This is a genomic window from Bradyrhizobium sp. DN3 (genome assembly GCF_041357655.1).
Taxonomy (GTDB): Bacteria; Pseudomonadota; Alphaproteobacteria; order Rhizobiales; family Xanthobacteraceae; genus Bradyrhizobium.
In genome coordinates, this window is sequence record NZ_JAULLN010000001.1 from 176162 (window position 1) to 190007 (window position 13846).

The 13846-nt window shown below is 64.9% G+C and carries 11 protein-coding genes; 1 reads left to right on the plus strand and 10 read right to left on the minus strand.

The genetic code is table 11. The features are described 5' to 3' along the window. Positions 1-31 precede the first annotated feature (31 nt). From AAE027_RS00785 to AAE027_RS00810, 6 genes are all read right to left on the minus strand, one after another. Positions 32-781: a phosphorylase gene (locus AAE027_RS00785; RefSeq protein WP_176946075.1), complete on the minus strand. Its 750-nt coding sequence runs from the start codon at positions 779-781 to the stop codon at positions 32-34. Continuing rightward, entirely contained in the window at positions 778-2745 is a 1968-nt protein-coding gene (gene shc / locus AAE027_RS00790) for a squalene--hopene cyclase (protein ID WP_370985214.1), read from the minus strand. The genes AAE027_RS00785 and shc overlap by 4 nt, the downstream gene beginning before the upstream one ends. A 51-nt stretch (positions 2746-2796) precedes the next feature. After that, complete coding sequence (hpnE, locus tag AAE027_RS00795; RefSeq protein WP_370985213.1) at positions 2797-4053, minus strand: hydroxysqualene dehydroxylase HpnE; 1257 nt, start codon at positions 4051-4053, stop codon at positions 2797-2799. Then, positions 4053-4892 carry a presqualene diphosphate synthase HpnD gene (gene hpnD / locus AAE027_RS00800; RefSeq protein WP_370985212.1) on the minus strand — a complete coding sequence of 280 codons (840 nt, stop codon included), beginning with the start codon at positions 4890-4892 and terminating at the stop codon, positions 4053-4055. The genes hpnE and hpnD overlap by 1 nt, the downstream gene beginning before the upstream one ends. Beyond that, entirely contained in the window at positions 4882-5766 is an 885-nt protein-coding gene (hpnC, locus tag AAE027_RS00805) for a squalene synthase HpnC (protein ID WP_370985211.1), read from the minus strand. Before hpnC ends, hpnD begins: the two co-directional genes overlap by 11 nt. Positions 5767-5957: 191 nt before the next feature. After that, positions 5958-6191: a hypothetical protein gene (locus AAE027_RS00810; protein WP_128935013.1), complete on the minus strand. Its 234-nt coding sequence runs from the start codon at positions 6189-6191 to the stop codon at positions 5958-5960. 461 nt (positions 6192-6652) lie between these two features. Here AAE027_RS00810 and AAE027_RS00815 point away from each other — a divergent pair, with 461 nt between their 5' ends. Then, the gene (locus AAE027_RS00815; RefSeq protein ID WP_091897473.1) at positions 6653-7150 is read left to right on the plus strand and encodes a hypothetical protein; all 498 of its coding nucleotides are present in this window, start codon (positions 6653-6655) and stop codon (positions 7148-7150) included. 78 nt (positions 7151-7228) lie between these two features. On the opposite strand, the gene AAE027_RS00820 is transcribed toward AAE027_RS00815, so the two are convergent. From AAE027_RS00820 to AAE027_RS00835, 4 genes are all read right to left on the minus strand, one after another. Then, a complete protein-coding gene (locus AAE027_RS00820; RefSeq protein ID WP_370985210.1) occupies positions 7229-9595 on the minus strand; it encodes an efflux RND transporter permease subunit in 2367 nt (788 codons plus the stop codon). Between the two features lie 215 nt (positions 9596-9810). Continuing rightward, a complete protein-coding gene (gene eutC, locus AAE027_RS00825) occupies positions 9811-10596 on the minus strand; it encodes an ethanolamine ammonia-lyase subunit EutC (protein ID WP_370985209.1) in 786 nt (261 codons plus the stop codon). Between the two features lie 6 nt (positions 10597-10602). Continuing rightward, positions 10603-12189, minus strand: coding sequence for a B12-binding domain-containing radical SAM protein (locus AAE027_RS00830; RefSeq protein WP_091897464.1), 1587 nt, complete (start codon positions 12187-12189; stop codon positions 10603-10605). Between the two features lie 152 nt (positions 12190-12341). Next, entirely contained in the window at positions 12342-13724 is a 1383-nt protein-coding gene (locus AAE027_RS00835) for an ethanolamine ammonia-lyase subunit EutB (RefSeq protein ID WP_370985208.1), read from the minus strand. Positions 13725-13846 lie beyond the last annotated feature (122 nt).

The window sequence follows — 13846 nt, forward strand, 5'->3', positions numbered from 1 at the left end:
GCCTTTTTCTTTGTCAGATCGAATAGACCGCTCAGGCCGCCTCTGACACCAGCACCTCGCTGCCGACCAGCTCGGTGCCGATCAGGTAGTCGCGGCAGCCGCGCAAGCTACGCAGGGCGCGGTTGAAGTCGAGGCCGGTCGAGACCAGCGCATGCAGCGTCGCCGGGTTGCGCACGATGCCGCGCAGCACGGCCGCAAGGTCGATCTGGCCGTTCGGCTTGATCGCGGCGCGGGCGAGTGCCGGCAGCGCGCGATGGGCGGGGTCGCTGATGACGCGGACCGCGGCAAATGGCAGCCCGGCCTCGGCGGCATAGGCGGCCGCGATGTGGCTTTCCATGTCGACGGCCGCTGCCCCCGTCTCCGAATGCAGCGCCGCCTTGCAGGAGCGCCCGGTGACCACTTCCTCGGCACCGGCGAGGCTGCCGCGCACCACACGGCGGCGTCCCGAGGTCAGGCGATCGATCAGGTCGTCGCCGAGCGACAGCCCGGCGGCCCAGCGGGTGTCGCCGGACAGCACCTCGGTCGCCAGCACGACGTCGCCGGAGCGCAGCGTCGGGTCGAGCCCGCCGGCCACACCGAAGGAGATCACGCCGCGAATCGTCTCGGGATCCACCACCGTCAGCAGCGCCCGCAACTGGGTCGGGCTGCTGGATGAACAGATGACCGCCATTCCCGGCCCGGCTGCAATGCGGGCCTCCTGAACCAGTCCAGTCACGATCAGTATCGGCCGCGGGTCGATGGCATTACCCGCGGTAAAATAGTCCCCCGTCCCCAAAGTCACATTCCGACCCCTACCACCCTGCTGTTGGTGTCCCGCAAGTTCCGATACCGCGCCAGCGCCCACAGCGGGAAGAACTTTGGGTAACCATGATACCGTAGATAGAACACGCGGGGGAAGCCTGTGGCGGTGTACCGCTGCTCGTCCCACAGTCCTTTTTTGTCTTGTGTTGCAATCAGGTACTCCACCCCGCGGGCGACGGCCGGGTGATCAACCTCGCCTGCCGCCATCAGGGCAAGCAAAGCCCATGCCGTTTGCGAGGCGGTCGAGGGCGCGGCCTCCCAGCCCTTGTAATCCAGGCGGTAGCTGACGGCGTCCTCGCCCCAGCCGCCGTCCTCGTTCTGGATCGAGGCCAGCCAGGCCGCGGCTTTGCGAATCATGGGGTCCTTGTGGTCGACGCCGGCCATGTTGAGGGCACAGAGCACCGACCAGGTTCCATAGATGAAGTTCATGCCCCAGCGGCCGTACCAGGAGCCTTCCGGGTGCTGGGTCTTGCGGAGATAGGCAACGCCATCGGCCACGTGCCTGCTGGTCTTCTCGGTCTCGCCGAGCTGGGCCAGCATCGAGATGCAGCGCGCGGTGACGTCCTCGGTCGGCGGGTCGAGCAGCGCGCCGTGGTCGGAGAACGGAATGTTGTTCAGGTAATATTCGAGGTTGTTGACGTCGAAGGCGGCCCAGCCGCCGTCGTCGCTCTGCATGCCCTCGATCCACTCCCGGCCGCGGTCGATCGCGGCGTCATAGCCGGTCAACCCGTGCTCCCGGCGCATGCGGTCCATCGACATCACCACGACAGCGGTGTCGTCGAGATCGGGATAATGGGCATTGTTGTACTGGAAGGCCCAGCCGCCCGGACGCACGTCGGGCCGCTTCTCCGCCCAGTCGCCCTTTACCTCGAGCTCCTGCTTCGGGATCAGCCAGTCGAGGCCACGCTTGGCGGCCGGCACGGCTTGCGCGTTGCCAGCTTCCAGCAGCGCATGCGCAGTCAGCGTCGTATCCCACACCGGCGAGACGCAGGGCTGGCAATAGGCTTCGTCGTCTCTGATCACGAGCAGCTTGTCGATGCCCCGGCGCGTGATCGCGCGCGGCGGATAATTCTCGTCCTTACCGAGCGCGTCATACATCATCACGATGTTGGCCATGGGCGGATAGATCGCGCCCATGCCGTCCTCGCCGTTGAGCCGCTCCTCGATGAAGGCGAGCGCCGCATCGATCGCGCGCTTGCGCAGGCTCTTGGGAAACATCGGCTCGATCACGCGCAGAATCGCATCGAGCGAGCGAAAGAGCAGGAACCAGGCCATGCTCTGGTGCGGCGCCTTCGCGGTCATGCCGATCGAACGCGGATCCTGCAGGAATAGCTCGTCGATGCCGATCCCTTTCGGATTCTTCGCGCGCGGCTTCAGCGCGGCGATCACCATCAGCGGCACCATGGTGGTGCGCGCCCAATAGGAGATCTTGTTGAGGTGGAACGGCGACCAGAACGGCAGCAGCACGATCTCGATCGGCAGCACCGGCACCGCGCTCCAAGTCACCACGCCGAATGTCGCGAGCAGGAAGCGGGTGAAGACGTTGCTATGAATCGCACCGCCGCGGGCATGAATGGCCTCGCGCGCACGCGCCATGTGCGGGGCATCGATGGAATCGCCGATCATCTTCAGCGCGAAATAGGCCTTCACGCTGGCGCTCATGTCGAACTCGCCGTCATGCACCAGCGGCCAGCCGCCATGGGCGCCCTGGACGCGGCGCAGATAGTTGCCGATCTTGGCCTCGAGCACCGTGTCGACGGGCTCGGCGAGATAATGGCGCAGCAGGATGTACTCGGCCGGAATCGTGCAGTCGGCCTCGAGCTCGAACACCCAATGGCCGTCCGATTGCTGGAAGCCGAGGACACCTTGCGTTGCCGATGCAATGCTCGATTCCAAGCTGCTCGGATCCAGGGCTTCGCGGCTGGTCGCGTTCACGGAATCCATGTCGCTCGATTGCTCCGATAGTCGATTGAAATTGACCGGGACATTTGCCCGTCAGGGCCGCTGTGCGGCGAGAATCAGATCGGCGGCGCGATCGCCCGATCGGACCGATCCCTCGATGGTTGCCGGCAATCCCGTAGCAGTCCAATCCCCGGCAAGGAACAGGTTTTTCAGCGCAGTGACCGGCGCCGGACGCAAGGCATTCTGCGCCGGCGTCGCGGCAAAAGTGGCGCGGCGCTCACGCACGATCTGCCACGGAGGCAGATCGCCGGACACGCCGCCGGCCTTGCAGACGTCGTCCCAGATCGCCTGCGCGAGCTCCTCGCGCGGCATGTCGACCAGGCGGTCGCCATTGCTGATGGTGACGGAAAGCCGGTTCGGAAACGCGAACAGCCATTCCACCACGCCGCCGATCACGCCGAGGATCGGCGCAGAGCCCGGCGGCGGCTCAAAGCGGAAATGCGCGTTCACGATGGCGCGGAATTCGGTCGGCGTCTTCAGACCGGGCAGCAGGCTCGCGGCGGCGCGCGGCGGCACCGCCATCACGATGACGTCGCCCTCGCTGAGCTGGATCACGTCCTCGCCGCCGAAATTCAGCGCACCGACCTTGCCGTCACTGGTCGCAAACGAACGCAGCTCATGGCCGAGCTGAACCGTGTGGCCGCGCTCAGCCAAGAATTTCACGGCAGGCTCGATCAGCACGGCGCTGAGGCCGTCGCGCGCGATCAGGGGACGGCAGGCCTGTCCGCCCGCGAGCAGCGTCTCGCGCACGATCGCGCCGGCGAGCCCGGCCGAGCCCTCAGGCGGATCGACATTGAGCGCCGCGAGCAGCAGCGGCTGCACCAAACGCTGATAGAGGATGCCCTCGCAAGGAATCGACTCGCCGACCAGCGTCTCCTCCGACGCCCAGACCAGCGGCGCCAGCTTGAGATAATCGGTGAGCCCGGTATCGGGCACACGGCGGCTTTCGTCGAGAACCCAGGTCGGCAGCCGGCCATCGCCGAGGTCGATCTGCCAGCGCTGCCCGGTCTTGATGTCGACGAAGGGAAACTGCGCGCGCTCGGGGCCGACAAGGCCGGCCTCGGTGCCAATCGCGCGCGCATAGGCGCGCGCATGGCTGTTGCCCGACAGCAGCAGATGATTGCCATTGTCGATGGTGAGATTGGTGGCGCCGTCGAAATAGGACCGGCAGCGGCCGCCGGCCTGATGTGTCGCCTCGTGCACGGCAACCTTGAAGCCGGCATTGGCGAGCCGCACGGCGGCGGAAAGGCCGGAAATTCCAGCACCGATGATGTGAGCTGTCTTTTGCATCAGATGAAAGCGTAACGGAGCAGGATCAGGATGCGTGTGATCTTCGACACACGCACCGGCTCGCGCGGCGCGTTGAAGCCGCGCGCGATCAGGAGGTCCAGAATGGAATGATAATATTTCGACATGATCCGCGGCGCGCGCACGGTGCGGCGCTTGTTGCGGTTCATGATCTCGTCCGACTTCTCGAAATGCGATTTCGCACGCTGCGTCAGCGGCAGACAGACCTTCGGCAGCGCGCGCTCGGTGATGACGCGGCTGGGATCGTTGGAGGTGATGCCGGCATGCAGCAGCGCCTCGCGCGGCAGATAGAGCCGCCCGAGGCCGGCGTCCTCGTCGATGTCGCGCAGGATGTTGGTGAGCTGGAGCGCGCGACCGAGATGATGAGCGAGCAGGATGCCGTCTTCTTCCGGCAGGCCGAACACCCGCACCGACAGGCGCCCCACGGCACTGGCGACGCGATCGCAGTAGAGATCGAGCGTCGCCATGTCGGGCGCGCGAATGTCCTGCGGCACGTCCATCTCCATGCCGTCGACGATGGCAAGGAAATCCTCGCGCTTCAGCCCGAAGGTCTTCACCGACGCGACGTAGTCCTTCAGCCGCGGCGGGGGATTGCCCTGATAGAGCGCATCGATGTCGTTGCGCCACTGCTGAAGTGCGGCGAGCCGCTCCTCGCGCGGGCCGTCGGAATCGGCGATGTCGTCGACCTGGCGGCAGAAGCTGTAGATCTGGAACATGGCTTCGCGCTGGTCATGCGGCAGGATGCGCATCGCGGCGTAGAACGAGCTGCCGGATGCGGTCGAGCCATAATTGGCGCCGGGCGAGGTCGCCTCAAGCGTCATGTGCAGTCCCCGGTCTGGAAATGGCCTTGCGTCCGATCGCGCGGCGGCCGACTTCGCCGATCATGCCGGCGAGGCTGAAGGTGAGCAGCTCGAGCTTGTTCAGATGCACGCGCTCGCGCAGGGGATCGCGCACCTTGAGCAGGCGCACGATGCGATCGGCATAGGCCTGGATCACCGAAATGTCGACGCCGAGACGGAAGTCCCTCACCTCCGCGCTGAGCGACTTGCTCTCGTTCAGTAGCGCTTCGTTGCGCACGGCGAGCGCCTGAAGGCAGGCCAGCATCGCCGGCGGCGACTGCGTCAGCCCGAGCTGCTCGACCGAGGCGCCGCTTGCGGCCAGTGCATCGCGCGGCAGATAGACGCGGTTGAGCTCGCGAAAATCCTTGCCGCAATCCTGGAGGTGATTGTTGATCTGGAGCGCCGCGCAAAGCGCATCCGAGGCAGCCCAGGTCGATGTGCTCTCGCCATGGACATCGAGCATGAAACGACCCACCGGCATCGCCGAGTAGCGGCAATAGTGGATGACTTCGTCCCAATTCTCGTAGCGGAGCTTGGTCACGTCCATGCGGAAGGCGATGAGCACGTCGAGCGCATGGCGCGGCGCCATGCCGCGCTCGGCCAGCGCACGGCGCAGGGTGACGGCCTCAGTCTGGGTGTCGCCCTTGCCGAGCAGTTCCGCCTCGAGCAGGTCGAGATAAGCGAGCTTCTGGTCGGGCGGCAGCGTCGCGTGGTCGGCGATGTCGTCGGCGGTGCGGACGAAATTGTAGTACGCCAGGATCAGCGCGCGATGACGCGGATGAATGATCCAGGACGCGACGGGAAAATTCTCGTCGCGGTCACCTTTGCCGGATCGCAATTCGCTCGCAGAGGTCATCGAGGGCTGGTTTACAATCGTTTGGACAGGAAGGGCTTTTTCACTCGCGCGGGCTCATGCCGGCAGTGCCGCCGCGGCCCCCATATAGGGGAATACGGCCGCAAAACCAATCCTGTCTCTCGATGGCTGCCCTTCGTGGATCGCACCCAAAAGGCGGCCCGGGAGCCGCCTTTGTGGGCCAGCGGCCGAGCTTACTGATTGTGGTTCTTCAGGACCTGGTCGCAGGCCTGCGAGATCTTGGCCCGGTTCTCCTTGAGGCAGGCCAGGACGGTGAAATCGCCCTGGTCGATGACCGGACGGCAGAACTTCTGCACATCGCGCGTGCAGGCCTTCTGCTCGGCGTCCGTGCCACGCCCTTGCTGAGCGAGCGCAGCCGTCGAAAGGGAGGCCGACAGCAGGGTGAGAGCGACGAGAAGCTTACGCATTGTATTCCTTCATTCTGACGACAGAATCGCACCGATCCCGGGCTGCACAGGGCGGATGGCCGGAACGGATTGTTCTGATGGCAAGTCGCCGCGGGAGGTGCGGCCTCAGAGAAGGCACAAGCACTGGCAAATGCGGCCAAATTGGCGCCACACCCACCAAATCAGGACTTCCCCGCGCCTTCATTGGCAGATGTAAGAGCTTGATACTACGTCATAATTCAGGAACGCCGCATTTTACTGCACGGCTGTTGCAGAGCTGCATCTCTCTGCCCGCCGTTTCAGCCAGAAACACACCGAAACACAGGAAATTGCAGGGTCGGACCATGGTGCGAGGACCGGGTGGGACCGCTATCTCAGGCGGTCAGGCGTTGAACCTGACAGGGGCTGGGAACACTAAACTTTCGATGTGGCGAGACGTTCTCAATCGTAAGCGGACGTCGTTCCAAAACGGGATATTTGAGATGACATTCTTTGGGCGATCTGGACTGGCAATCAAGGCGGCGGGCATCGGGGCTGCGCTGCTCTTCTCAGTGTCGGCAAGCCATGCTCAATCGTCCGGACCATTTGCCGGTTTCGACGGCGCGTGGACCGGCACCGGGACGGTGTCGCTGTCCGACGGCTCCACCGAGCGCATCCGCTGCAAGGCCGATTACAAGGTCGCCGGCAGCGGCCTCAGCCTCAAGCAGGCGCTGCACTGCGCGTCCGACAGCTACAAGTTCGACCTCACCAGCGACGTGACGAGCCAGGGCGACCGCATCTCCGGCAACTGGAGCGAGGCCAGCCGCAACATCTTCGGCAACCTCCAGGGCACCGCCGGCGGCGGCCAGATCGAGGTGTTCGTCGAGGCCAACGGCTTTGCCGCCAATTTGTCGCTGCGCACCAACGGCACCAAGCAGACGGTGCAGATCTCTTCCAAGGGCGAGATCCGCGGCGTCAACATCACGATGACGAAGGGCTGACGCCCTTCCTGCTCAAGAACAACAAAGCCCCCGGCTCTCGCGAGCCGGGGGCTTTTTGCTGTAGCGCTCCCTGCGCGCTCAGATCGCCGGCTTGTCGGGTCCCTGAAGCCTGGCGTGCAGATTGATCAGCCACATCGCGGTCGGGCGCAGGATGAAGAGGTCGGCGACGAGGGCCATGACCATCGAGAAGGCGCTGAGCCAGCCGAACAGCCGCAGCGACGGCAGGTCGGAGAACACGGTGACGACGAGGCCGCAGGCCAGCACCACCGTGGTCAGGATCAGCGCCGGACCGACCAGCACGGTCGCCCGCTCCACCGCCAGCCCCGAGCCGACGCCCGGCTTGCTCTCGAGCCTGAGGCGGTTGAGGAAGTGGATGGTGGCGCTCAAGCCCAGACCGAACGAGACGGTGAGCGCGACGACGCTGGCGAATTGCAGGCCCTCGCCCATCGCCCACAGCACCGTGCCCGACATCACCACCGGGAAGATGCCCGGCAGGATGCAGGCGAACATCACCACCCAGGAGCGGAAGGCGAGGCCGATGAAGATCGCGACCAGCGCGAATTCGACGGTGAGACCACGGTTCAGCTTCTCGATCATGCTGGCCGAGTTACGCGCGGCAATCGCAGCGAGGCCCGTCACCGCAATCTCGTAGCCGGGATGCTTCTTGCGGATGGTGTCGAGCTCGGTATCGAGCTTGTCGACGATTGGCAGGAGCTGGCTGGAATCCTTGTCCGGCACGCGGCCGGCCACCACGACCGCGTCCTGCTCGGCGTCGATGAAGCGCCGCACCAGATGCTCGGGGATGACGTTGACATATTCCTTGAGCGTCGCGACGTCGGCGCTGCCGGCCTTTTCCGCCAGCCAGCGGCGCAGGGTCTCGAGCGACCAGACGTTGCCGACACCGGCCGCCTTCTCCACGGTCGCATGCACGTCGGCGATGGTCTGGAGCGTCTCCGGCGAGTAGAGCGATTCGCCCTTGGGGAACGCGATCAGAACGTTGACCGGATTGGCGCCGGTCAGCTTGGCGTCGAGCCGATCGCTGGCGGCGACCGCCTGGCGCTTGTCCGGCACCTGGTCGGCAAGGCGGTAGCGCGGCTCCAGATTGGCGTAGACGACGCCGAGGCCGCCGACGAACAGCACCGCGATCAGGCTGAACAGACCGGGCCGGCCGACCATGCGCACCGCGATCCAGTAGCAGAAATTGCGCAGCGCCTGGACGCCGGCATCGGCGCCCTGGAACTTGACCGCAAAGACCCTCTCATTGCGCACGAACAGCACGCCGAACACCGGCACCAGCGACAGCACCGCGACCAGCGCGATGATAGTGGCGGCAAGACCGGCCTCGCCGAACTTGCGGATCAGGTCGGAGTCGGAGAATTGCAGGGCGATGAAGGAAATCCCGGCGGTGCCGTGCGTCAGCACGCAGGCCGGGCCCACCACCAGCACCGCGTTCTTGAATGCGGTGAACTTGTCCTGGCCCGCGATCAGCCGGTCGCGCGCGGCGAAGGTCAGCTGCATCGAGTCCGAGAAGCTGATGACCATGATGAGCGGCGTCATCACGTTCAGGAACATGTTGAGATTGAAATTGGCCCAGCCGAGCACACCGAGCGCCAGCAGGATCGCGATCATCGGCGGGAATGCCGCCGCGACCATGAACGAGATCTTGCGGAAAAAGATGATGGCGATGATACAGCCGGCGAGGATGCCGAGGACGTTGTAGGTGAGCCCGTCGCGCTCGACCGCGTTGCGGATCTCGAGCTGCATCACCGGCACGCCGGAGAGCTGCACATTGAGCCCGGTGTCGCCGAGATCCTCCTTCATCAGGGCACGGATGTCGGCGACGGTCTTGCTCAGCTTGCTGGAGGCGACCACTTCCGGATCCAGCGACAGCACAACCAACGCAAGTGTCCCGTCCTCCGACAACAGCTTGCCGCGGATGATCTCGTTGTTCTTGACGGTCTCGATGAACTTGTCATAGGCCGCGCCCTCGGGCAGCTCGCGCGGGAACAGTGCCGCCGGCAGCTTGCCCGGCGCCGGCGCCTGGCGCGCCGAGAACAGCGAAACCAGTCCGCGGGTGCCTTCGACGAGCTGCATGTCGGTGATGAAGTCGCGCAGCTTCTCAAGGTTGTCCCGCGCCAGCAGATTCTTGCCCTCAACCACGACGAGAACGTCGAACTCCTCGGCCGGGAACTTCTTGGTCACCTCTTCGTATTGGCGGAATTCGCGGGTGTTGGAGCGGAACAGCTGCGACAGGGAATCGTCGATCTTGATCCGCTGGATGCCGAACACGGCGCCGACGATCAGCGCGAGCAGGACGATACAGGAAACGATCGGGGTCCGGACGGCGATCAGCCCGAGCCGCTCCAGCCCGAAGGCGATCGAGGACGCAGGTCCCTGCTCGACCTTGTCGACGTGAACCTCATTCTCGCTGTGCTTTTCGAGCATGCCTTGTCCAGTTCCTAAATCGTCCTAAATCGGCTCGGTCTTGAGAGCTTATTGCGCGCCGCGAACGGCTTGAAAACGCCATACCAATGGGAGGCTTGCCCGTTGAAAATGCGCGGAAAATCGCCGCGAGGGTTTAGCAGGTCAATCACCCCTCTCGCAAGCCGGCCAAATGTGGCCAAATCGATCAAGATGCGGCGATTTTGCCGGAACGCCCGTCATTCGGGCCAAGCCGTGCCAATTCGACGTGGCGCACGGTCCGCGCTCTCGTCCTTCAGCGCCACGCCGGTAACCTTTCGTGCAAGCCCCTCGCGCACCAGCCAGGCGATCTTAAAGGCGGCCTCGTCATAGCTCAACCCAGCGTGGTGGATGTTGGACACGCAATTGCGCTCGGCATCGGTGCGCCCGGGCTTCGGCGCGAAGGTCAGATAGGCGCCGAGACTGTCGGGCGCCGACAGGCCCGGCCGCTCGCCGATCAGCATCGCGACCATACGCGCGCCGAGAATCGCCCCGATCTCGTCGCCGAGCGCGACGCGCGCGCCTGAGGCGACAACGACATGGCCGATCGCGACGGCGCCGTCGGCCGCGAGCAGCGGCAGCAGACGTGTCAGCAGCGCCACCGCATGGGCGCGGACCGCTGCTGCCGACAGGCCGTCGCCGATCACGACCGCCAGCTGGCACGACGCCGACGCACCTCGTGCTAGAAGCTCCGCTGATCCGGCATCAAGCTGTCGTCCGAGGTCCGGCCGCCGCAGATAGTCGCTGCGCTCGACCGCCCGGCTCCTCACCTCGGTCACGACCGGGCCAAGCGCACTGAGATCGGCGACCAGAGCCGGCACATCGAAGGCGGCATGCACGGCATCGCGGGCGCGGGCATGGTCCAGCGTGAAGTCGAGCAGCGCTCTTGTCGGCACGCTTGCGCCGCTGCGGCCCAGCGCAACGCGCGCGGGGGTGAACGCCCGCAGATCGAGCGTCGGACGGCGCGGCGGGGCCGGATCAGACATGTCGCATCATTCGGCGGGAACGGCGGCCTCGCGCAAGCGGATCGAGTAGTTCGAGGCGTTCTGCTTGCCGCTCGAAGCCGCGCGCGCGAAGGTGATGAGGTGATGCGCGATCGTGGCGCAGCCAATCAGGCCTTCGAGATCGCCGCGCCGGATTCGCCCCAAGGCGAACTTCCAGAACACGCGCCTGTAGTCGCCGAGTACCCCGATCTGCCAGAAGATGTTGCGCAGCATGATCAGGCCGCGCTTGATGTTGGGCCAGGTCTTCATCTCCGGTGCCACCGGCACGTTGAGGCGGTTGGCATAGGTGTAATCGCACTGATGCTGATAGCGCGCATAGACCTTCTCGGGCGCGTAGGCGACCTCCATGCAATGCTTCCAGGACGAGACGACCTCGTCATAAGGCAGCAGGAATTCGACGTTGGAATCGCGGCCCTCATCGTGGACCAGACGGCCCTCGCGCTCCAGCCGGTCCCACAGCGGCGTCTTCGGCAGCGCCTGGAGCAGGTTGATGGTGAGCAGCGGAATCTGCGATTCCTCGACGAAAGCGAGCAGTGCGTCCGACGTGTTCGGCTTGTCGGTGTCCAGCCCCATGATGATGCCGGACACGACCTCCATGCCGTAGGAATTGATGGTGCGCACGCCCTCCAGGATCGGGACCATCATGTTGTGGTCCTTGTGCATCGCATGCAATGCATCCGGATCGGGCGTCTCGATGCCGCAGAAGATGGTGATGAAAAAGGCCTCGCGCATCTTCTCCAGGATCTCGGGGCGCTTGGCGATGTTGAGCGTCGCCTCGCAGGCGAGCCGCACCACGTAGCCGGTCCGCTTCTGCCATTCAATCAGATGCGGCAAGAGATCCATCGCGGCCTTGCGGTTGCCGATGAAATTGTCGTCGACGAAATAGACCGTGTCGGTCATGCCGCATTCGCGCAGGCGGTCGAGCTCGGCGATGATCTGCTCCGGCGTCTTGATGCGCGGATTGCGCCCGTAGAGGCCGGGGATGTCGCAGAACTCGCACTGATAGGGACAACCGCTGGAATATTGGATGCTGCCGAGGAAGTACTTCTTCACGTCGGCGAGCTCGTAGGCCGGGATCGGAAACTCCGTCATCGGCACGCGGTCGTTGGTGGCGAGCACCACCTGCTGCTCGGGCCGCGACGTGTCGCGCGACAGAATCTCGATCAGCTGATTGGTGGCGTCGCCGAGCTCGCCGACATGGAGATAATCGAAGGTCGGGTAATAGTCCGGGCAGGCGCTGACCGAGGGACCGCCGAGCGCGACAGGCAGATCGAATTCATGGGCGCGGCGGCAGATGTCGTTCATCTGCTGGCGCTGGATGTGCATGCCGCTGACGAAGACCACTTCCGCCCATTCGAACTCTTCCCTGGTCGTGCTGCGAAGGTTCTCGTCGACGAATTTGACCTGCCACTCTTTCGGAAGATAGGCGGAAATCAGCAGCAGCCCCTGCGGCGGCATGAAGGCGCGAACGCCGTCGGTCAGGGGATAGGAATATTCGAACGTCCCGAATGAGGAGGTGTAACGCGGAAACACACAGAGAATCCGCCGGGACGTTCCGTTACTTTCAGCTCGCATCTATGCTCCCCCGCCACGCTCGACCGATGGTGCGGAAATTGCCAGCCAGACACATACCGTAATGCGGCTGCCGGAATTTCTCAATATTGTGGCACCCACTCAATTCGCGAGGGCCGCCAATAGTTTCCTGGGGAGCTGGCGTTTCCGCCGCCTCACGCGATCAGCCGTGAGGCAAAATCGGGCAATAGGCCTGCATCGCCGGCAAGGCGGAAGTCGGCACCCGCAATACCGGCCTGCACCAGCCAATCGTCGAATTCCGGCGCGCGGCGCAGGGAGAAGACGTCACGGACATAGAGCGCGTCATGAAAGGACGTCGACTGATAGTTCAGCATGACGTCATCGGCGCCGGGGACGCCCATGATGAAGGTGACGCCGGCGGCGGCGAGCAGCGTCAGGAGATTGTCCATGTCGTCCTGGTCCGCCTCCGCGTGGTTAGTGTAGCAGATGTCGACCCCGAGCGGCAGGCCGAGCAGCTTGCCGCAAAAATGATCCTCCAGCCCGGCCCGGATGATTTCCTTGCCGTCGTAGAGATATTCCGGGCCGATGAAGCCGACCACGCTGTTGACCAGCAGCGGGGCGAAGGCGCGGGCGACCGCATAGGCGCGCGCCTCGCAGGTCTGCTGGTCGACGCCGTGATGGGTGCCCGCCGACAATGCCGAGCCCTGCCCGGTCTCGAAATACATCACGTTCTGCCCCACCGTGCCGCGCTTCAGCGACAGCCCGGCCTCCTGTGCCTCCTTCAGGAGCGCGAGGTCGACGCCAAAGCTGCGATTGGCAGCTTCGGTGCCGGCAACCGACTGGAAGACGAGATCGACCGGCACGCCCTGCCCGATCAGCGACAGCGTCGTCGTGACATGGGTGAGCACGCAGCCCTGCGTCGGGATCTTCAGTCGCGCGATGATCTCGTCGAGCAGGCGCAGCAATTGGGCGATGACGGCGGGATCGTCGCTCGCCGGGTTGATGCCGATACAGGCATCGCCGGCCCCTAACAGGATGCCGTCGAGGATCGAGGCGGTGATGCCCCTGGCATCGTCGAACGGATGGTTGGGCTGGAGCCGCGTGCTCATCCGGCCCTTCAGCCCGATGGTATTGCGGAAGGCGGTGGTGACCTCGCATTTCCGCGCCGCCAGGATCAGGTCCTGGTTGCGCATCAGCTTCGAGACCGCGGCCGCCATTTCCGGCGTGATGCCGGGCGCGAGCATTTTCAATGCCTCGGGCGTGGCGGCGTCCGACAGCAGCCAGTCGCGGAAAGCTCCGACCGTGAGCGAGGCTACCGGCGCAAAGGCCCTTGCGTCGTGGCCGTCGATGACGAGGCGGGTGACCTCGTCGGCCTCATAGGGGATGACGGCTTCCTGGAGGAACTGTCCGAGCGGGACATCGGCGAGCGCCATCCGCGCCGCGATCATCTGCTCGGCACTGGCGGCGGCGATCCCGGCCAGCCGGTCGCCGGAGCGGGGCGGCGTCGCCTTGGCGAGGAGGTCGCGCAGGTCCGGGAATGTGTAGGTCGTGGCGTCGATGGTGTGGCGGTAGACCAAGGGCCTCTCCAGGGGTCATCGGCCAGTGGCCGAGTCCAAACTCAATCTCGAGCGCGATCCGACGTCAGGGAATACGCTCTTGGCAGCCCCAGTGCACGCCGATGTTTTTGGGGGCGTCGCGC

Bases quoted from the DNA above. Each gene is read 5' to 3' on its own strand.
- eutC (WP_370985209.1), bottom strand. From the start codon at position 10,596: ATGTCTGATCCGGCCCCGCCGCGCCGTCCGACGCTCGATCTGCGGGCG.
- hpnD (WP_370985212.1), bottom strand. From the start codon at position 4,892: ATGACGCTTGAGGCGACCTCGCCCGGCGCCAATTATGGCTCGACCGCA.
- AAE027_RS00810 (WP_128935013.1), bottom strand. From the start codon at position 6,191: ATGCGTAAGCTTCTCGTCGCTCTCACCCTGCTGTCGGCCTCCCTTTCG.
- hpnE (WP_370985213.1), bottom strand. From the start codon at position 4,053: ATGCAAAAGACAGCTCACATCATCGGTGCTGGAATTTCCGGCCTTTCC.
- AAE027_RS00820 (WP_370985210.1), bottom strand. From the start codon at position 9,595: ATGCTCGAAAAGCACAGCGAGAATGAGGTTCACGTCGACAAGGTCGAG.
- shc (WP_370985214.1), bottom strand. From the start codon at position 2,745: ATGGATTCCGTGAACGCGACCAGCCGCGAAGCCCTGGATCCGAGCAGC.
- AAE027_RS00815 (WP_091897473.1), top strand. From the start codon at position 6,653: ATGACATTCTTTGGGCGATCTGGACTGGCAATCAAGGCGGCGGGCATC.
- AAE027_RS00830 (WP_091897464.1), bottom strand. From the start codon at position 12,189: ATGCGAGCTGAAAGTAACGGAACGTCCCGGCGGATTCTCTGTGTGTTT.
- hpnC (WP_370985211.1), bottom strand. From the start codon at position 5,766: ATGACCTCTGCGAGCGAATTGCGATCCGGCAAAGGTGACCGCGACGAG.